At 45.1% G+C, this 20,780-nt stretch carries 15 protein-coding genes; 9 read left to right on the top strand and 6 right to left on the bottom strand.

The window, feature by feature from the left end; translation table 11 throughout:
* Positions 1–58: 58 nt before the first annotated feature.
* The gene (locus tag Enr17x_RS15020; RefSeq protein ID WP_145310055.1) at positions 59–691 is read right to left on the bottom strand and encodes a DOMON domain-containing protein; all 633 of its coding nucleotides are present in this window, start codon (positions 689–691) and stop codon (positions 59–61) included.
* Between the two features lie 162 nt (positions 692–853).
* Here Enr17x_RS15020 and Enr17x_RS15015 point away from each other — a divergent pair, with 162 nt between their 5' ends.
* From Enr17x_RS15015 to Enr17x_RS15000, 4 genes are all read left to right on the top strand, one after another.
* On the top strand, positions 854–3,403 hold the full coding sequence (locus Enr17x_RS15015; protein WP_145310053.1) for an excinuclease ABC subunit UvrA: 2,550 nt from the start codon (positions 854–856) through the stop codon (positions 3,401–3,403).
* A 139-nt stretch (positions 3,404–3,542) separates the two neighbouring features.
* Positions 3,543–4,001, top strand: coding sequence for a hypothetical protein (locus Enr17x_RS15010; RefSeq protein WP_145310051.1), 459 nt, complete (start codon positions 3,543–3,545; stop codon positions 3,999–4,001).
* 194 nt (positions 4,002–4,195) lie between these two features.
* Positions 4,196–4,423: a winged helix-turn-helix domain-containing protein gene (locus Enr17x_RS15005; RefSeq protein WP_145310049.1), complete on the top strand. Its 228-nt coding sequence runs from the start codon at positions 4,196–4,198 to the stop codon at positions 4,421–4,423.
* Positions 4,424–4,537: 114 nt separating this feature from the next.
* A complete protein-coding gene (locus tag Enr17x_RS15000) occupies positions 4,538–5,488 on the top strand; it encodes a tetratricopeptide repeat protein (protein ID WP_145310047.1) in 951 nt (316 codons plus the stop codon).
* Between the two features lie 25 nt (positions 5,489–5,513).
* Here Enr17x_RS15000 and Enr17x_RS14995 read toward each other — a convergent pair whose 3' ends face one another.
* Together Enr17x_RS14995 and Enr17x_RS14990 are read right to left on the bottom strand one after the other, a co-directional pair.
* Complete coding sequence (locus Enr17x_RS14995; protein WP_145310045.1) at positions 5,514–8,111, bottom strand: ComEC/Rec2 family competence protein; 2,598 nt, start codon at positions 8,109–8,111, stop codon at positions 5,514–5,516.
* A gap of 29 nt (positions 8,112–8,140) precedes the next feature.
* Positions 8,141–8,986 carry a glycoside hydrolase family protein gene (locus Enr17x_RS14990; protein WP_232100735.1) on the bottom strand — a complete coding sequence of 282 codons (846 nt, stop codon included), beginning with the start codon at positions 8,984–8,986 and terminating at the stop codon, positions 8,141–8,143.
* A 264-nt stretch (positions 8,987–9,250) separates the two neighbouring features.
* Between Enr17x_RS14990 and Enr17x_RS14985 the strand changes: the two genes are divergently transcribed.
* The 5 genes from Enr17x_RS14985 (at position 9,251) to Enr17x_RS14965 (ending at position 16,184) form a co-directional block, all read left to right on the top strand.
* Positions 9,251–11,119: an ABC transporter ATP-binding protein gene (locus tag Enr17x_RS14985; protein WP_145310042.1), complete on the top strand. Its 1,869-nt coding sequence runs from the start codon at positions 9,251–9,253 to the stop codon at positions 11,117–11,119.
* A 172-nt stretch (positions 11,120–11,291) separates the two neighbouring features.
* On the top strand, positions 11,292–11,747 hold the full coding sequence (locus tag Enr17x_RS14980; RefSeq protein ID WP_145310040.1) for a CAP domain-containing protein: 456 nt from the start codon (positions 11,292–11,294) through the stop codon (positions 11,745–11,747).
* A 250-nt stretch (positions 11,748–11,997) separates the two neighbouring features.
* A complete protein-coding gene (locus Enr17x_RS14975; protein WP_145310038.1) occupies positions 11,998–13,947 on the top strand; it encodes a peptide-binding protein in 1,950 nt (649 codons plus the stop codon).
* A gap of 78 nt (positions 13,948–14,025) precedes the next feature.
* Positions 14,026–15,012 (top strand): ABC transporter permease, encoded by a 987-nt coding sequence (locus Enr17x_RS14970; protein WP_145310037.1) that lies wholly within the window; start codon positions 14,026–14,028, stop codon positions 15,010–15,012.
* A gap of 62 nt (positions 15,013–15,074) precedes the next feature.
* Positions 15,075–16,184 (top strand): ABC transporter permease, encoded by a 1,110-nt coding sequence (locus tag Enr17x_RS14965; protein ID WP_145310035.1) that lies wholly within the window; start codon positions 15,075–15,077, stop codon positions 16,182–16,184.
* A 10-nt stretch (positions 16,185–16,194) separates the two neighbouring features.
* Here Enr17x_RS14965 and Enr17x_RS14960 read toward each other — a convergent pair whose 3' ends face one another.
* The 3 genes from Enr17x_RS14960 to Enr17x_RS14950 all read right to left on the bottom strand — a co-directional run bounded on the left by Enr17x_RS14960 (position 16,195) and on the right by Enr17x_RS14950 (position 20,673).
* Positions 16,195–18,522 (bottom strand): transglutaminase TgpA family protein, encoded by a 2,328-nt coding sequence (locus Enr17x_RS14960; RefSeq protein WP_145310033.1) that lies wholly within the window; start codon positions 18,520–18,522, stop codon positions 16,195–16,197.
* Between the two features lie 37 nt (positions 18,523–18,559).
* A complete protein-coding gene (locus Enr17x_RS14955) occupies positions 18,560–19,972 on the bottom strand; it encodes a DUF58 domain-containing protein (RefSeq protein WP_145310031.1) in 1,413 nt (470 codons plus the stop codon).
* A 164-nt stretch (positions 19,973–20,136) separates the two neighbouring features.
* Positions 20,137–20,673, bottom strand: a complete 537-nt coding sequence (locus Enr17x_RS14950) for a peptide chain release factor family protein (protein WP_198000581.1) — start codon at positions 20,671–20,673, stop codon at positions 20,137–20,139.
* Between the last annotated feature and the right edge of the window lie 107 nt (positions 20,674–20,780).

The following is a 20,780-nucleotide window of genomic DNA, read 5'->3' as shown; positions in this document are numbered from 1 at the left end:
CTTTCAATGACTACACTCAACAGCGATGACATAATAAATGTGATCGCTGTTTTTTATTTCAGGATTCAAATCGCATTGTAGCCCATAAGCTGGGATCTTGTCCGATGGGAAATTCATGATCTACCATCATGAATTGTTCTCCTAATTCTGAATCGAAAATGGTGTAGTAAAATCCCATCTGTGGATAGGAACTTGGATCAAAGCCTGTCAGTTCGCTTGCGGGAATCCAGGCTTCCAGTGCATATCCAGTTGATTTTATCTTAGACCAGAGTTTTATCTTGGAAAGATCAGACTGGGGCGCATCTGCTTGTGCCCGATTAATTGTGAGTTGCGTACAGTCGGGCTTTGGCTCACCCTTTGAGCTTATGACAGGCTGGAACCGGAATAAGTGGCAGTAGCGATTCGCACGATGGATCGTTTTCGTATCCCGCGTATCAATCCAGATTTGAACATTTTCGGCATCTGTCGTTGGGTGCTTCTTTTGCTTGACTTCCAGACTGATTCCCAGACCATTATTATTCCAGCCGATTCGGAATTTTCCCCAGTGATCTGATTTTGACTTGAATGTTAAATCAGGGATGAGAGCCGACTCGGGAAGTTTCAACAATTGCCCACGTTTGCAGGGAATTGTGCTGATTTCTGGTACAGAAATCGAGTGTCGGAAGTAAAATGAATGCGGGACAATCGACATAGTTAGAAATGCGTTCAAAAGGTCTATAAAAAAAGTGCGTGCGTGCTAAAATCATAGCAGCTGAGAATCATTCATGCCATCTACCGACGATAACAATCTTTACTACCACTACGCTTCAACACGGTCCCAGAGCAAACCGCATCCAAGCTTCTAAAGTATTTTATGTCAGATCAGCCAGACAATTATATCCGCATTCGTGGCGCTCGAACGCATAATCTGAAAAACATCGATGTCGATATTCCCCATCACCAGTTGACAGTAATTACGGGCGTCAGTGGAAGTGGTAAAAGCAGCCTCGTTTTTGACACAATTCACAATGAAGGTCAGAGGCGATTTCTTGAAAATCTTTCTCCCGCAACACGCCAGTTGTTCAGCCAAATGCAGCCCGCTGATGTCGACCAGATCAGTGGGCTGCCTCCCACAATCAGTGTTGAGCAAACACAAAGGGGTCAGTCCCGCCGCAGCACACTGGCAACAATGACAGAAATCTACGATTATTTCCGCCTGCTGTACGCACAACTGGGAACGGTCCATTGTTCTCAATGTGATCAGCCACTCCATCAACAATCAGCCGAACAAATTGTCGATCTGATACTTGCCTTAGAAGATCGGAAAAAAGTAATCGTTCTTTCTCCCGTAATCACGGCCCAAAAAGGGGATCATACCGCAGTATTAAATCAAATTACCAAAGAAGGCTTTGTTCGCGCCCGAATAGACGGCGAGATCATTGATGTCACCGAGGCTCCAAATCTCAAGCAAACTGACGCGCACAGCATTGACATCGTGATTGATCGCATCATCGTGAAAGAAGGTATTGAGGCCCGCTTAAAAGAATCGGTTGATTTAGCATTAAAGCATGGTGACGGAGCCTGTATTGTCAGCCAGGAATCGGAAACGGGCTGGTCTGACCGGTTCTTGAGTACCAGACTTGCCTGTGGGAAATGCCAGCTCAGTTTTCCTGATCCCGAGCCGCGTGCATTTAGTTTTAACAGTCCGTATGGTGCGTGTTCACACTGTCAGGGGCTCGGTGTGTTAGAAATGCCCAGGGAATCAGTGCAAGCACAGCTTTGCCCTGCATGCAAAGGGGCCCGAATCAATGAATATGGGCGTTCTGTTAAATTAATAGAACAATCCATTGATCAAGTGGTCAATCTAAGCGCCCCTGAAGCATTAGCGTGGTTGAATGAATGGGAAAAATCAGAATTGAATTCCCGGAACTCTAAAGACCAGGAAATTGCAAATCAACTTCTGACACCTGTTCGAAGTCGATTAGAATATCTTACGGAAATCGGACTGAACTATATCAAATTAAACCGTCCTGCGCAGACGCTGTCGGGAGGGGAACACCAACGAGCCAGACTCGCTTCATTTCTGGGGGCAGAGACAACGGGAGCTTGCTATATTCTGGATGAACCGACGGCGGGCCTGCATGCGAATGAAACAGAAAAACTACTCCAAATATTGCGTCGACTCAATCAGGATGGTAATACCATTCTTGTTGTTGAACACGATCATGATGTCATAAAAGCAAGTGACTATATACTTGATTTGGGGCCGCAGGCGGGAGAGCAGGGAGGGGAAGTGATTGTTTCCGGCTCTTATCATGAAGTCATTCAAGATCAGCGCTCATTTACCTCACGTGCCTTGAATACGGAATATAAATTCAAATCAGACACAGGTAGCGATCAATCTGAAGGATGCCCAGAGCTTGTTCTCAAAGGGGCCCGTCTCAACAATTTAAAGAATCTGACACTACACGTTCCATTGCAGAAGCTGGTTTGTGTGACTGGGGTGAGCGGATGTGGAAAAAGCTCTCTGATTCTTGAAACGCTGGTCCCTGCATTGAAATCTGCACTGAAGAGAGGAGAATCCAGAGAAGTATCGCGGTATGACTCTCTTGACGGAAGTGAATTTCTGCAACAAGTCAAAATTATTGATCAAGCACCATTAGGACAAAGTGGGCGTTCAAATCCGGCAACCTATTGTGGAGTTTGGGATGAAATCCGCAAACTGTTTGCGAAAACAAAATTATCGCGAATGCGTGGTTACACCGCCAGGCGTTTTAGTTTTAACGCGAAAGAGGGCCGCTGCCAGAATTGCCAGGGGCAGGGGTACCGTCGTGTGGACATGCAATTCCTACCACCACTCTATCTGCCCTGTGAAACATGCAAAACGATGCGATTTAATCAACAGACACTCGCCGTCAAATACCGCGGCAATTCGGTCAGCGACATTTTACAAATGTCTGTCGATGATGCCGTTGAGTTTTTTGATCAGATCCCTAAACTCATAAATATATTACAGGTACTTAAAGATCTGGGACTTGGTTACCTCGCGTTAGGTCAACCTTCCAACATGCTCTCCGGAGGTGAGGCACAAAGAATTAAACTTGCTGCAGAACTGATCTCAAACCCTACCGGGATGACTCTGTTCGTTCTGGATGAACCCACGAGAGGCCTACACCAAGCCGATATTGATCGCTTTCTATTGGTTTTAGAACCACTAATCCAGGAAGGCAATTCCGTACTGCTCATTGAGCATCACCCTCAGGTAATCCTTAACGCTGACTGGATCATTGATTTAGGGCCAGAGGGAGGGCAATCAGGAGGCTATCTTCTTGATGAAGGGACTCCGCAACAGATTGTTTCACGTAAAAAAGGGCAAACGGGCCAAATGCTGAGCGATTTCATTTCATATTCGAGCCACAGGTAAGCTGATCCTGAAAAGAATCAAGCCAGAGTCCTTCAAGAGTTTTCTGATTTCGCTATAATCACAGTAACATTCAACGTCATAAGTTGAAGTAATTGAGATCGAATTATGAAACCTTTACTATTAGAATCCATTCGGAACCATGAACTTATTTAATGAATTTGGAATCTCGTTTGAGTATCCTGCTGACTGGGAATTATCAAAAGAAGTTGACGAAACGAACGGCGAAATTCAAGTCGGTGTCAGCGGTGAAGATTCCTCATTCTGGCTCATCTCTTTATTTTTTGTAGAGATACCAGCGGAAGAATTACTAGAGCAGTCGGTCAAAGTATTTCGTGACGAATACAGCGAACTCGACATTTACGAAGTCAAGACAACTCTTGCAGGCAAAGAGTGCCAAGGCTGTGATATTGAATTTGTCTGTTCTGAATTAATCAATAGTGCTTACCTGCGTGTCTTTAAAACGGAATTGTTTACGGCGTTCGTATTATATCAGGGGACAGACCAGGACCTGAAAACAACACTCAAGGACCTGGAATCAATTTCTACGAGTCTGGCATGTTTTGACAACGATTTTGAGGGATATTTGAACATCGTATGATGAATTTCTTCATTGGCAAACAAAACTTGGGAAATCAATGATTGCTTCCCAAAGTTCTTCGGTTCTATAATAGAGCCCATCTGCCCGTTAACCTATTTTGTAATGTGTATATGGATATCAAACGCGTCATAACAAATTAGAAATAGACGTTCGATTACCGAATTCATCAGGTTTTACAGTTCAGGAGCAAGTTGATGTCAGCGGAAATTGAGTCGCATCAAGTCGAGAGCATTGGAATTGTCGCAGGAATTGTCTGGCAATATTTGAGCGAACATGAGCCTGTGACATTAAGTAAATTATCTCGTGAAATCGAAGCGCCTCGCGATCTAGTAATGCAAGCGGTTGGCTGGCTTGGCAGAGAAGGGAAAATTGAGTTTCACCAAGGGTCTCGAAGTAAACTGATATCACTTGTCAATGAATAATGGTCTTATTGGACCAGTTCATTTCCCTGAGAGCAGAGAGCAGGGCACATTTCTGCAAAAAGGGAAACGAAATCTGATTTTATCTGGATCGCCCTGTAGGAGAGGAACTCGATCATGAGTGACTCAAAAATCACGGAACTGTTCCAGCAGGCTCGTAAGCAAATTAAAGAACGCAATATTGCTGAAGCAGTTGAAACCTACCAGAGAATCCTTAGCATCAAACCTGCCGAAAAGAAAGCACACGCGGGAATCGCAGCTGCGTATTTTCAATTAAAGCAATACCAGGATGCAATCAGTCATTTCCAGGATCTGGCGCGATTATCTCCCGCAGATGCCTCTCCATATATCAACATGGGGGCGATCTACAACAAAATGGGAGAATATAAACAGGCACTCAATGAGTTGCGCAAGGCTGTTCAGAAAGATAAAAAATCGGCTGACGCGTTCTACAATATGGGAATTGCTCATAAAGGATTAAATCAGTTAAGCATGGCGGTCACTGCCTATAAACAGGCGATTGTTTTTGACCCGGATATGGTCGATGCCCACTTCAACCTGGGCAATGTCTATCTGGAAATGAAAAATCATACCCAGGCGCATTCCAGTTTTACAAGATCGCTTGAGATCTCTCCTCAATTTAAAAAAGCACTGAACGCACTCAAAAAACTGGACATTGAATCAACAAAAGAAAAAGAGAATTTCAATCCCTTTGGCCGGCTGGTTGATGAAACATCGTTGAGAAAAAAAGACACCTCAATTTCAACAAAACAATTATCCACTGAAGAACGTCAAAAGGACCGCGTGGAAATTCATCAGCTGTGTGAAGAGATCAAAGAAGTAGCACTTTCGATGGTCGAGGATTTGAAAAAAGGATTTACCCCAAATCTACTGAATCTGAATCGTTGTATCTCGCAAGGGGAAAAACACTATTCGGAACTGGCAGAAGCCAATGAGAGTTTTCTGAAGACTGTGAAAACTTTGAATGATATGCGAAAACTTCTCAGGCACAGAGTCCTTGAGCTGCGAGCGCACGAAGAGTTGATCAATTCTATTGGCCTAGATTGATAATTAGAGGATTTGAATCTTTCTTTCAGTTCATTGCAGAACGAAACGGGATGACATCCAAGTTTCCAGCCTCGTCGATCAGACAAGTGATGGAACCGTGCTTGTGGGTCGAATAGATCTGAGTGCTTGCCGAAAAAACACTTTGTAATTTAGGAATCGTCTGTCTTTGTCCACCACTGACAATCAGGTAGTCAGGTCTTGCCCAGCGATCCAAATCAAATGTGTTGGCAGTGGTGCTGCCATGATGTGGTGACAGTAGAATATCCACAGACATCGCTGCATTTTCTGTGAGTAGTTTTTCCAACCCTCGTCCTTCCAGATCTCCTGTCAGCAGTATTTTCCGGCCGTGATGCGAAAGCAGTACCGTTAAACTGGCTGGATTATCTTCCCGATACTGATCTTCAAATCCAGGATGCAGGACTTCGAGTTTCGTTTCATCTCCTAAATTAAAGTGATCTCCTTTTCCGATGATCTTAATGGGAATACGATTCTGCGCAGCAATATTGCATAGCGAAATCACTCCCGGTTGTTTTTGTTTGAGAAACGCCTGCGGAAATGCAATTTCACGAATGTAATGTTTCGAAATCAATTCGGCCGCTGCATTATAATGATCGCGATCGGCATGGGAGATAAGAAGTAAATCAACCCGCCGAATCCCATGCGCCAGTAGCGTATTTTTGATCTTCGAACAGGTCTGTTCGACAGGCGACATGGAACCCGCATCGTAAAGAATTGTTTTGCCACCAGGAGACTCGATCAAAATCGAAACTCCATGATTGACGGCGATAAATGTGCATTGCAACGACTTTGAACCTGAAGAAAGCAAGGCAATCAGCAGACCAGCAAAGATCCAGGCAGGAACTATTAAAAGACGTATTTTCCGAAGGAACCATTTCCCCTTGTCTTTGATTTTTCGATAACCTGGCGAAATGGCTAAAATAAGAAATAAGTAATACAACAGGATCCACCAGACAGGCGGCCCCGATAAATCAAAATGCGAAAAGGGGATTGCAGAAGTAAATTCAACAATCCAAAGCAGGGCTCTCAGACAATAATCAAAACCCCCTCCGAGCACTCCGGATAAAAATGGTAAGAGTGATCCCAGGAAGATCAGTAAATAGCCCAGCAATAAGATCAGGAATAAAAAAGGAAAGATGAACGTGTTGACCAGGATGCCAATTGGAGCGAGCAATTGAAAGTGATAGAGTACAAGTGGTGCTGTAACGAGCCAGATGAAAAACGTGATCAGGAACACGCTATAGAGCAAACGGAAATATCGGATCAAAAACCATTGTAAAGAAGTTTGCAGCACCGAATCACTGGCAAGGATTCTCCAGCGTAATGGAATCCAGGTTTGTTGAAACGGATTTTGAAAAAAGTCCTGCTGCACGGTCCAGAGAATCGCTGCCACGGCAAGAAACGAAAGCTGAGTCCCGATATCAAACAAATCGGTCGGGTTAATGATCAAAATGAGAATGGCCGAAATACAAACCAGATTGATTGTAGTAATGGTACGCCAACTGACTAGACCGAGTGTGACCATCGCGCAAAAAGAAGCAGCTCGGAGAATAGGCGGACGAATCTCAATAATGGAGAGATAAAACAGGATTGCAAACAGTAACAACGCAACCGCGATCGTTCTGGGGAGATTTAACAGATGACAGATACTCCAGATAAAAGCGCTAAAAAAACCAATGTGTAATCCTGAAATCGCCAGAAAATGGATCAAGCCGGATTGGCTGAATTGATTCCTCACCTGGGGGCTGAGTTCGGAACGGTCCCCCAGTAAAAGTGCCAGCCCTATTGCCTGAGTGCTTTCACTCGTGTTCTCGCGAATCAGGTGCGAAAATGAGTCATGAATCTGTTTCCGCAGACTGCTCCAGGAAGAAGCTGGCGTTTTCGCCACAAGATGGACTGCGTGTGAAGACTTCAGTGCCAGGATGGCCTCGACTTGTTCTTTTCGAAAATGATTCTGAAAATCATAATCGTATGGATTCTCCTTGGGCGAGAATTCCTTGAGTTTTCCACAGACATCAATTGTATCACCAACAGAGAATGAAGCTGCTCGTTTTGCCTGCGGTGAGTCTACTTGGTCATGAATGGAAACAAAGATTTTTCCCGTGACAGGAATGTTGTTCGTTCCCGTATTGAGTTCGCTACAGTTGAGAATCAGATTCGTCCGTTGTTTTGGTTGATTTGGATTGAACTGTTCCTCATCGGCAGGCGTTTCAATTTGTGGACTTTTACAAATCACCCCCGTCACACGAATGAGCTGAGCCTGACCTTCTGAATATTCCGGACTTTTTAAAAGTCGGCTGATATGCTGAGGTGCGTGACAGAACCAGAACTCATGGTGTCGCACGCCTCCCAGACAGGCCGTTAAAAGCAAAAGTGCTATCGCTGCCTGGGAATACTTATGGGATCGATAGCACAAACCCCAGATAGTAGACAACATAATGCTTAAGAGCAGCCAGTAAACCAGATCCAACTCAATCCAGGAATCAATCAGGATTCCCAGAGCGAAGCAGAGCAGTACACTGAATGCGGGAGAGCGCTCTCTAGATCCCTGAGTCGGATTCTGATCGATTTCTTGTGGATTGATAGTAGACAGGGATTCGCTCATAGATCAGGCCACTCTATTTGATCCTGGTATCAGGGATCCTGAGGTAAATTTAGATCGACTTGATTGTGCATTGTATAAAGGCGAAAGCGTTTCCCGTCCGGGATTAACATCCCGCTGGATTGATTCGCTTCAGGTTTTGTCAGAGGATTCCCGGGATATTTTGTCCAATGCAGCAGATCTTTGGATGCTGCAAGATTTGTTGTCCATAAAGAGGGCTTTTGGGCTGCATTCGTGCCATGAAAAATCATGTAATACGTTCCCTGATACTTTATGATCTGGTTCATGGCAATCATCTTCTGGTCATAAGGCTGGGGGCCAGGCTTCATGACTGGCTGGTCGTTGTTTATATTTGTCCAGACTTTCATATCCGGTGAACTCGCCAGCCAGATACCGGCATCGCGCCGTTCATAGAAGAGATACCATTGATCATTTTCAAACCAGACAACAGGGGTACCATAGGGGCCTTCAGGGATGGGAGTCCCATTTGCCAGACGTACGTCCAGAGAACCAACACGCTTCCAGCTCACCGCATCACTGGAAATCAGATGCTGGGCGATGTCATTTCTCCCTTCGGCAAACATGTGATAGATATCCTCATGTTTGAGGACCATCATGTCTTCCACCCAATGTTTCTTATAGATCGGATTGCAAGGGGATCGGGTCCAATGGATCCCATCACAAGACCAGGCATATCCGAGCATTTTCAAGCCAGACCTGCTCCCATCATAGCCGGTGAACCAAAGGTGGAAGAAATCGCCTTCCTTGAGAATCCATCCGCGTTCACGTATTTTTACATCCCAGTGCCCCGGGCCTTCTGCCTGAAAAATGGGGTTATTAGAATAGGGATTAAAATGCGTCAAGACTTTAGGAAACACAATTTCTTCTGAAAAAACTGTGTGCCTGGTACTTAAAATAACTAAGATCAGAAACAGAGTAATACGAATTAATTTAATAGTAGATCTCGAAGTAATGTCGTTCATTTTTTCCCAATCATCAGGTTTATACCGTTTCCTCTCCCATCTTACAGAAGTTTCGCTATTATACGCGAATCACTTTCAAAAATACAAAGTGCGCCAAATGAATTTTGAATGAGCCGGAAAGATCCAGGTGATTTGAAATTGATTTCAAAAGGAACTCCCATGACAGAGAACACGGCACTACTCGATATCAATGGATTAAAAACCTACTTTCACACAGGACGCGGCCTTGTGAAAGCGGTTGAAGATTTGAATATCACAATCGAGAAAGGGAAAACGCTGGGGCTGGTAGGCGAATCCGGGTCAGGCAAGTCCGTTACATCCTTATCAATCATGAAGCTGCTGCCGGACACAGCTGCCAAAATTGATGCAGGCTCGATTTCCTTTCTGGGAAAAGATCTGGTGAAATTATCAGATCCGGAAATGCGAAATATCCGTGGTCGTGATATCAGTATGATCTTTCAGGAACCTGGAACGTCGTTAAATCCAGTGTTTCGCGTTGGGAAGCAGGTGATGGAAACCATTATGCTACACCAGCAGGTCACTGCGGCTGAGGCGAAACAACGCACGATTGAACTGTTTCACGAAGTAGGAATTCTCGATCCGGAACGCCGCTTTTCAAGTTATCCTCATGAGATGTCTGGAGGCCAGAAACAACGGGTCATGATCGCCATGGCGTTAAGCTGCAATCCCGAGTTGCTGATCGCAGATGAACCCACAACAGCACTCGACGTTACAATTCAGGCACAAATTCTAAATCTGCTGCGGAAACTGCGCGATGAGCGTGGGATGTCTATTTTATTCATTACCCATGATTTAAGTGTGATTGCGGAAATCGCAGATGATGTCGCGGTCATGTTCCGAGGCAAATTAGTCGAATACAAGCCCGTAGTTGAAATCTTCGAAAATCCTGAGCATCCTTACACAAAAGGGTTGCTCGCCTGCCGCCCCGCATTAGATACGACTTTTAAGCGTCTACCAACGGTCTCTGATTTCATGGACTTTGAAGAAACAGAGCTCGGTGAATATATCATTGAAGAAAAGGAATTTGATAAAAGTCAGTTCAATGACTTAACGTCACATGGGCGCAAGAGATTGCTGCATCCTCTTTCAGAGCTGGAAACAATTGGTTACCAGGCGGATGATGTCAAAGCACTACCCGAGTCTCAACTGGTCAAAGAAGGGGAGGCCCCCATTCTGAGCCTTGACCAGCTACAGGTTTATTATCCGATCAAAAGTGGAATTCTTCGCAGAACTGTCGATCATGTAAAAGCCGTTGATGGAATTTCGTTAAATATTTATCGTGGCCAGACACTGGGGCTCGTAGGAGAATCCGGTTGCGGAAAAACAACAACTGGTAAAGCCATCGTTGGTCTCGCTCCTGTGACTGACGGGAAAATTCTCTTTGAGGGAAACGATCTGGCACATATGAGCCGGGCTGGCCGAAAACCATTTCGACGTAAGGTTCAGATTATTTTCCAGGACCCTTACAGTTCACTGAACCCGCGCATGATGGTCTCCACCATTATTACGGAATCGATGATCGCGCATAATTTAGGTACATCAAAACAGGATCGACGAGACCGGGCTGCCTCCCTCCTGGAAGAAGTAGGATTACCGGTCGAATATCTGGACCGCTATCCCCATGAATTTTCTGGCGGGCAGCGCCAGCGTATTTCGATTGCCCGCGCGCTGGCAGTCGAACCGGAATTCATCATCTGTGATGAATCGGTCTCGGCATTAGACGTCTCCGTGCAGGCTCAGGTCTTAAATTTACTCAAAGATTTACAGGAACAATATAACCTGACCTATATTTTTATCAGTCATGATTTGAGCGTTGTAAAATTCATGTCTGACATGATGGCGGTGATGAATCAGGGAAAACTGGTCGAACTGGGACCGTCAGAAATGATCTATCAAAACCCGCAAGAGGGGTATACAAGAAAGTTGATTGAATCCATTCCCACCGACGATCTGCTGCAAATCAAGAAGAGGGTTAATGATAGGGAAAAACAGGCATTTGAAGCGTAGACAGGGAATGATATGTAGATTTGTCAATATGATCTGAGAAGCTGATTTTCTGCTTTCCGTACAGTAGACCAGAGGATTTGCCGTTGCTAACCTTTCCTCAGCAGTCTACGGGACCGGCAAACTTTATGCCGGTACTATATTTTAACTCCTCTACGGAAAGATTAGGAAAGAAATGATGACAATAAAACCAGCATGGAGAGTCGTTTTAGCAAGTCTGTTTTGTCTGATGCTCATTCAACCTGCTTCTTCAGAAGAAGCCCCTAAAGAAGCAGCAAAACCAAAGGAAGGTGAGCATGATTGGCTGATCAAGCATCCTACTATTTTGAAATTGTTGAAGCTGCACAATCAGGAACGAGCCCGAAACGGATTACCTGCACTGACATTGAACACCAAAATGTGTTTGAAAGCGCAAGAACACGCAAAATGGATGGCACAAACCGGCTACTACCAGCATAGTAATCTGCCTTGGCCCGAGATCATTTTCCAAGGTCCTACATCAGCAGCAGCTGCCGTCAATGGCTGGATTGCTTCTCCCGCCCACCATTCAATTATGCTTACCGGAACACAGGCCGGATTTGGCTATATGGTCCTGAATGGTCAATATTACTGGGTCGGTGTCTTTCAATAAGATGACCTGAGAATTGACGACGCTTGAGCGCAGAACTGCCAAGTGATTATTATAAGGCTGATTTTGGTTGATGTTAAGTCTAAACGCATCTTGCGTTTAAAACCAAAATCAGCCTTGTTCTATTTGGCTCAGTCTGCCACAATCTAGCCTGAGCCGTTCGAATATTTTGAATTTACTTTATTCAAATAAATCAGCTTCGTCCTCCGGTGAATTTTCCGACTTTTCAATGGAGTTAATTGAAGGAATATCCATGAATTTAGTTCCCCGCCTGAATCTATTGCTTTTGACCATTCTGCTTACGTTCTCTCTCACAGGATGCCCTGGGCCATCGCCTTCAACCGATATGACGGAAGAGTCATCGGAAAATTCAAGCACGGAAGCAAAAGAAGATGTACCTCTGGAACCACTGTTGAAACCATTTGATGCCCCCAGCTTAGCCGACTTGGATGCTGAGGTTGAGTGGGAAGAACAGCCAGTACTGGATAGTTTGGAGCTACTACGGGAACGTCAGAGTAAAGAGAAGCAACTGGTCAGCGTGAAGGAAGCATTAAAGCTGAAAAATACCAACCAGGAAAGCAACGAAAAAATCCTGAGTGCGCTCGGCCGACTACCCGAAAATGACGAAGAAGTCGATTGGAACGCGACCATTAATCGACATGTCGGGGCTGACTTGAAGAGCACTAATCCGATCATGGGTAGTTCTGCTGTCGAATTTGAGGTGTCCTCTCTCACCGGATTTGGACTCTTCAGTTTCGATTGGAACTTCAGGCCTTTTGCCGTTTCTGATACCGTGGTCTCCTGGCAGACCAGTAAAGACATGCTGTACGACAAAGTCGTCCTCCGAGATGATTTGACATGGTCAGACGGCACTCCTATCACTGCACACGACATTGTGTTTACCTTCAAGACGATCATGAACCCCCGGGTACCTGTTCCTGCAGTTCGCTCTGGTACCGATCAGCTCAAATGGATTCAGGCTTATGATGACCAGACTCTGGTCTTTTTCCATAAGGAAGCACTCCCCACAAACGTCTGGAACCTGAATTTCCCCATCATCCCCAAGCACATTTATGAAAAAGAGCTGGAGACAGATCCCACACTGCAAGATAGCCAGTACCATGTAAAGTATGAAAATGAACCAGTTACCGGCGGACCTTATGAACTTGAAAAACGAGTTCGTGGACAGGAAATTATTTTAAAACGTCGCGAAAGCTGGTACATGCAGGATGGAAAAGAAGTTCGTACTCGGCCCTATTTTGAGCGTGTCCGACTCAGAATTATACAGGACCCCAATACTGCATTGCTTGCGTTGAAAAAAGGGGAGATCGATGAAATGGCGCTCAACCCTGAACTCTGGAAAACACAAACCGAAGACGAAGACTTTTACAAAACCTGCACCAAGGCAAATGGCCTGGAATGGGTTTACTTCTACTTTGGCTGGAACTGTGAAACCTTATTCTTTAAAGATAAAAAAGTGCGTCAGGCAATGAGTTATGCTTTTAATCATAAAGAAATGCTGGACGAACTCTGCTACGGTTTATACCAGCCATGTACTGGTATTTACCACGAAACGGCCTGGATGGCTCCCAAGCCAATGACAAAACCGTTTCAACAGAATTTAAACAAGGCAGAAGATCTGCTGGATGAAGCGGGTTGGATCGATCACGATGGAGACGGAATTCGAGACAAGGAATTCGATGGGAAAATTATTCCATTCCGGTTTACGATCATGACGGCGAACAGGCCTTTATCCCTTTCGATCTGTACGTTACTCAAAGAAAACCTGGACCAGATTGGCATTATCTGTGAAGTCAAACCAACTGAGTTTACGGTGATGCAGGATAAGGCACGTAATCATCAGTTTCAGGCAATGTTTGGTGGATGGGGGACAGGAACAGACCCTGACACTTCAATCAATTTATGGAAAACAGACGCTCCTCGAAATTATGGTCAATATTCCAACCCGGAAGTTGACAAACTGTTTGAAGAAGGGCGACGTGAATTCGATAAAGACAAACGGGCAAAAATCTATGGCAAAATCCATGAGATTCTGTATGAAGATCAGCCCTATACCTGGCTTTATTTCCGTAATTCATTCTATGGATTTAACAAGGATTTGAGAGGTTATGTCTTCAGTCCTCGTGGCCCTTATGGCTATGGGCCAGGATTTGGAAGTCTCTGGAAGCCTGTCAGTAAATAGCCTGAGAATGCTCTTTTCGAATTGCGTTGCCAGTCGCTACGATTTTTGTTGATTCTGTTAATGGATTGATTGAAAAGCATGTTCAGCTATCTTGTACGTAGGCTCTTCATCGGCCTGATTACTCTTGTCCTGATTACGTTCATTATTTTTGGACTGATCCGTAACATGCCTGGGTCACCAATTTCGACCCAGATGGCAATGGTTGATCCAGGAAAAGAATTGAATCCGGCTGATATAGAGCGCATGCGAAAAGCCTACGGACTTGATAAGCCATGGCCGCAGGCATATGCCCTTTGGGTTGGAAATGTTTTTCGACTCGATTTCGGTCGGTCCATCTCACGAAAGCAGCCCGTCGCACGTCTCATTCATGAACGTATGGGACCAACTCTGATTTTATCGTTAAGCTCTCTGTTTCTGACCTATCTCCTGGCAATTCCGATTGGCTTATATTCCTCTGCAAGGCAGGGGAAACTGGATGAACGAACGGTCGGAACCATTCTCTACATGCTGTATTCATTTCCGAGTTTCGTCGCGGCTCTGTTCTTACAGATCTATTTAGCGAATAAATTAGGGTGGCTGCCTTTATATGGAATGAAAAGCGATGGTTATTCATCCATGACCGGTGCTCAGCAAACCTGGGATATTTTCAAACATGCATTGATGCCGGTGATCTGCTACACCTATGGCAGTCTGGCATATTACAGTCGTTTCATTCGCGCAAATATGCATGAAGTTCTGAGACAAGACTATATCCGCACGGCACGCGCAAAGGGTTTGGGGCCGATAAACGTCTTAGTCAAACATGCGTTTCGCAATACCTTCATTCCACTCGTCACCTTAATTGGTTTGACGCTGCCTTCGTTGTTGGGCGGTTCTGTGATTATCGAACGTATTTTCAGCTGGCCTGGAATGGGACAGCTTTATTTTGAGTCAATTCTGGAACGGGATTATCCCACCATCATGGGCTTGACGCTGATGTTTTCCATTTTAACGTTAGCCGGTCAGCTTTTAGCAGATATCTTTTATGCAATGGCAGACCCCCGTGTCAAAATCGCAGACCACTAACAAGAGACTCCTAAGTGATTCTTTCTCCTATTTGTCGCATTCCTTTTGAATCATAAATCACTATGCAAGAGCAAACTGAAGAAAACACGACCTCTTCATCTGAGCGGAAGACAGTGTCGAAGTCCCCTAGTTTCTGGGCTGAAACCTGGCAACGTTTCAAGGGAAGAAAAATGGCAATGCTGGCCTTGATCTATATCGGGTTTCTTGGATTTGTCGCGATCTTCGCTCCTGCGATTGCTGGTACAAAACCCATCATCTGCAAATACAAAGGCCATATCTATTTTCCTGCAATGGGGTATTTTCGACGTGAATGGGAAAATCCGATCTTCTATAAAGATCGATTTCGAAACCGCTTTCCCGAAAATCTGAAAAAGAAAGATCCCAACAGCTGGGCCATCTGGCCTTTAGTTTATCAGGACCCATACCGCCGTGTTTATGACAATGAATGGAAGGGACTGCCAGGAAATCCGACTCAGGACAACGGTGCTCCCAGTCTGCGAAACTGGTTCGGAACTGACCAGCGTGGAGTCGATGTATTTGCGCAAATGGTCCATGGAACCACGATTGCATTACTCGTCGGTTTTGTCTCAATGGGAATCGCGGGGGTCATCGGAATCATCGTAGGAGCATTAGCCGGCTTTTATGGTAAATGGATTGATATGGCTCTCAGTCGTCTGATTGAAGTCGTAATGTGTATTCCCACATTGATTTTAATTCTTGCGATCATCGCTATTATTGATTCACCAACCATCTGGCACATGATGGCGATTATCGGTTGTACTGGCTGGACCGGGATTGCCCGTCTTGCCCGCGCAGAATTTATGAAACTGCGAGAAAGTGATTTTGTCCTGGCAGCAAGAACAACAGGTGTTGGACAGTTCCGAATTATTTTCCGCTATATTTTGCCAAACTCACTGGCGCCAGTCCTCGTTCCGATTACCTTCGGAATCGCTGCTGCCATTCTAATCGAAAGCGGTCTTAGCTTTCTCGGATTTGGTGCGCCTCCCCCAAATCCCAGTTGGGGTACCTTGCTGAACCTGGGACGACAAAACCTGCAGATGTGGTGGTTGATCGTCTTCCCCGGAATGGCCATCTTCCTCGCTGTTCTGGCTTATAACCTGATTGGAGAAGGGCTCCAGGAAGCTTCTGACCCTCGACTGCGGGATGCTTGAATAGTCCCATTTAACTTTGTGACGGTTCTTCTTTGAGCAATACGGATTCGAGTGTCGTCAACTTACGCTGAATTTCTTCAGATTCCTGTGGCTCTAGAGAATGATCGCCATAACGGACCTGATAATAGAGTTCGGTTACCTGATCGGGATAATCAGTGATATGAGCTTCTGAGAGTTCTGATAGCAGGTCTGTTTTCACTTGAATTGAAAACTCTTTTTGCGTTTCTGAACGCTCTCGTACCAGTCCTTTCTTGGCGAGTAAGTTTTGAAACTTCTCATAGAAGGCAACATTGGCCGAATTCAGAACCCCGGATTGCTTTGTTTCTTTATTGAACAAAAATCGAAACACCCTGATTGTGATCTTGAATAACCATTTCAGTCCGAAGAAGAGACCAGCGATAATAAATACGGCAGCACCACCCTCCCAGCTAAACCAGCGACGAGGTGAAGACAGAAAACTTTTGACAGTTGTTACAGCGGCAGTCAGAGTTGCTCGAATATCCAGTAACTGTTTTCCGAGTTTTTTTCCCGCTCTGACAATAGGATCATAAAAAGCACGCTTTTGACGCTGAAAAGAAACGCCAATCACGTAATCATTCCAGAATTGGGACAACATTTTATTCGCCCCTTTCCAGCTACTTAACGAAGCGGCATTCTTTGCGACCATTTCCGCCCGTTGTAAAGCGGGAGTCGCATCCATCGTTTCCCAATGGTCATCCAGATAGACCTCAACCCAGGAATGAGCGTGGCGTTGTTGAACTTCGAATTGATTCGACAAATATTTTGGTTCGCCACCTTTAAATCCGGTGATTACACGCGTCGGAATGCCAATGGCGCGTAACATCAATGCCAGAGCCGACGCATAATACTCACAATGCCCCGACTTACGATTAAAGAGAAAGTCTTCCACAGGATCAATTGTGGGATCCTCGATGGACATATTCAGGGTGTAACTATAATCGCCGGAATCACGTAAATGTGATTCTAGAAATCGCGCTTTGTCAGTTTTGGTTTTTAATTCAGGGTGCGCTGCAATTAAAGATCTCGTATATTTTATCAGCCTCTTCAAATCATTCCGCGGCAACTCCAGATATTGCCTCTGGCGATACAACTGGGACATTTCGCTATTTTCTTGTGGTCTTTTCGCGGTAAACAGATTGTACTTGGTACTCTCATCTTTTCGCGGAAGCATCTTTTGTCGAATCTCATAAGACTCGACGTCTAACGTGTTTTCACTATCACTGAGCATATCCATGGCAACAAGTGGCTGCATGATAAACAAGACTCGTGTCCCAATCGGTTCGAGGATATATTCCTGCCGATAAAGGTCTTGAATATCGAGCTCTTTCGATCTCGTCGGTCGCCATTCAGAATAACCGCGTCTTAGTCTCCGTCTTTGGGCCTTACTCCAACTTCCATTCTGGTAATTGGAAAGCACAGTGCCTCGAAAGAGAGGTTCGTCTAAACCATATTTCTCAACAAATTCGGTGACGGTTACCGGCTCGTCAGTTTCATTATCATAAATTGCCAGTTCCAGCACACGCTCAGTGCTTTCAAGAATTTCTCCCATTTCACCAAGCTGTACCTTCTCAGTGAAACCGACAAGCGGTTTATTCCCGCCTTGGACGGTTTCATTATTGAAGATAGACCGATTTACCCATAACCGTGGTATCAGAAGAAAGAAACACATTGAAATCGATAAAGCAGCAATCGAGCAGCCAAATGTTGCCCAGAAGAATTCGGCGGTGAGCCATCGGCGACTTTGGTCTGATTGGACTCCCCCTTGAACCTGACTGAACTGTTGAAATGGTGAAACAGCAGCCTGTTCGACCTTCAGCCGGGGAAGCCCCACAGGTGCATCCTGTTTAAAAAATGTGTTTCGTGTTCTATAGAGCGAGAATACAGACAGTGTCCAGATTGATAAAAACATATAGACGACGAGCAAGCTACCATAGTAGCCGGATTCGGTAAGTACCGCTCCAACCGCGATCTGCAGGAAGCCTAACGCACAAAGCCACCAGTATTGAGGGTCACTTTTCTTCTGGAGAAGAATAATCCAGGTGAGATACACTAAAAAATGGGCGCCGGAAAGCAACCGTCCCTCGATATTTGAGAAAAACTCGGCACAAACGATCAAAAATGCCAGTAACCCCAAAATATTGGCCCAGAGAGGAGTCAAGCTGAACTTCTCCCACCGATCTGTAAAGAACAGCGTCAACATCCCTAAAGGGATTGTTAACAACTGTGGAAACAGTCCCCCTTCGGCCATCATGAACATGATGCTGGATAAAGCGACAAGCAAATAGATACTAATTTGAAATGTGAGCGTTAAATTCACAAGTGTTTCTCAGCTACTAGATGATTCAGAGGGCAATTCAATCTGTTTCCAGAACAAGCCAGCGGGATAGTATTTCAGGGGCCGCTTCAATCATTCTCCATTGCCCATGGACTTCGACTCCCTGTTCCTCAAAAATGGTTTGCAAGCGATTGTGTTTTTTGATCCCACTTTCATCACGCGTTGTGAGTAAAACCGTTCGCGAGCGTGGGGAACTCATTTGTGAAATTAATTTTGCAAATTCGCCCTCTGTCTGCGACTTGCCTGGTTCCAGGGTTGCCAGAAAATCCAATAAATATTCCAGTCCCATTGAACCAATGCCGACTTCTAACAGTTCCAGCGTTTTCCCCTGGGAAACCAAAGTCAGTTTCGTGTCGCGGCTGTATCGCAAATGTTCTCTGCAAAGTGTTCCCACAAAACTGATGGCCCATTCCACACGCTCAGCCTGTTCTGCATTGAAGTAGGATGGTAACCATAAATCCAGACCGATGATCAGGTCATAATTACGATTTTGGTGGTATTCCTGGACCATCAATTCTCCTTGACGGGCAGAACTTCTCCAGTGAATCGATCGTTGGCTGTCACCAGATCGGTATTCGCGAATATGGTTGAACTCATCATCAAACACACCACGTCGACTCTGATTCTGCTGAGCCAGTTCTGCGATTGAAAAAAAGTCATCGGCCCAATTCGTGCTTAATCTACCGATTTGTGGATGAACAATAATTTCACTGAATTCGGAGAATACAGCACCTCGTTTGACCAGCCCCAATGGATAACGTGTTGAGACCTGTAACGGGCCAAACTGATAAATCCCTCTTTGGCTCAATTTCGCATAGTAGTGCGCAGATAATTTCTGGCGGGGACCAACGCGTCTGAAAACAACCGAGGCTTCCAGTTTGTCATTGCGATTTGTGAACGAATCATTTACTTCCATTAAATAAGCTGCGATGAGTCGTTTATTATTCTCTAAAATGATCTCAGCGGTAAAGGTCTCGCCAACCATCACTCTCTGAGGAATGATTCGCTTTAATTTAATCTTCTTCAGCATGCTGTAGGTGATCCAGCCATTTAAAACAAAAGGCCCCGTCATCATCGCAAACACCAGCATTAACATATTTTCGCGCGAAAGCACAGACCCCACGAAAAGTACCATCATGATCAATAAATAGACGACACCATCTCGCGGGAGAGAAACACGATTTCGACCGATCCGTTTTAACTGATAGCGTTTTAATTTCGGAAAGAAAGAAATCAGAACCTGCTGAAACCCCCAGAGAAAGATGCTGCCCGACAGGATCCTCAGGATCAAAGGCAAATTGTGATGAAATCGCCCCAAAGTGACTGGAGCCTGGAATGTGTAGGTGAAAACAAACGCAGTAACGAGCATGACAACCAGCCCCGGACGCCATTCCGCACGTTTTTGCCAGAATTCGAGTAATCGATGATTCATATAGTATGATCTAAATACAGCGTCACTAATACCAGAAAGACATGAAACGATCTCATTGTGTTACATTCATTTTATCAGCAAGTAAAGAAAGATCTACGGCGAATCAGGCCGAAAAACAGGGATTAATGCGTATCCTCAACTGAATGAAATCTCAGTTTCAGAATTTACTTTAACGAGTGAAGTCCCGCCTGCTGTCGCATTTGATTCACCCAGCTCAACGCGCGTGGCTCTTTCTTGCAGAACTTGATCAATTGGGATGAAGAACATCCCAGAAACTGACTGGCGGATTTCACATCAAACTGAAAATGGGTAATCGTGTCGAGCGCTTCCGCTAATAACGCCGGAAAATCATGATGCTCCAGATTGACTTTGACTGTTCCACTACTGAGGCGTCGTTTCCAGAGCGTCGAAGGGTGTTCGGGAATGTTCTCCAAACGGCATTCCACGGCCAGATTGACCCGCAATCGGAATAATGCCGCCTGACGATTCCGAGCCTGCTGTCGTGTTTCAGACGCTTCCCCCATCACATTTGTCGGAAGATGCTTAATCACAACGCCGGTTTCGACTTTATTGCGATGCTGTCCTCCTGGGCCGGATCTTTTGACATGCTGGATCTTACAGTCTTTAAGCAACGCATCTTCGTCCAGGCATGCAGGATGGATCTTTCCTGAAAGCAGGTTGATGTTATCAGCAGAGGTCATCTCAAATTGATCTACTTTGCAAAAGAAATCTGGATCTATTTTCAGCGTGCTTCACAGAGCTGAATTTTCCGATTATGATACAAGGACGATTTGCTATTATAAATCAT

The sequence above is a fragment of the Gimesia fumaroli genome, from assembly GCF_007754425.1.
Classification (GTDB): Bacteria; Planctomycetota; Planctomycetia; order Planctomycetales; family Planctomycetaceae; genus Gimesia; species Gimesia fumaroli.
The sequence above is the reverse complement of the archived record's forward strand: the minus strand, read 5'-3'. Positions and strand labels throughout refer to the sequence as shown.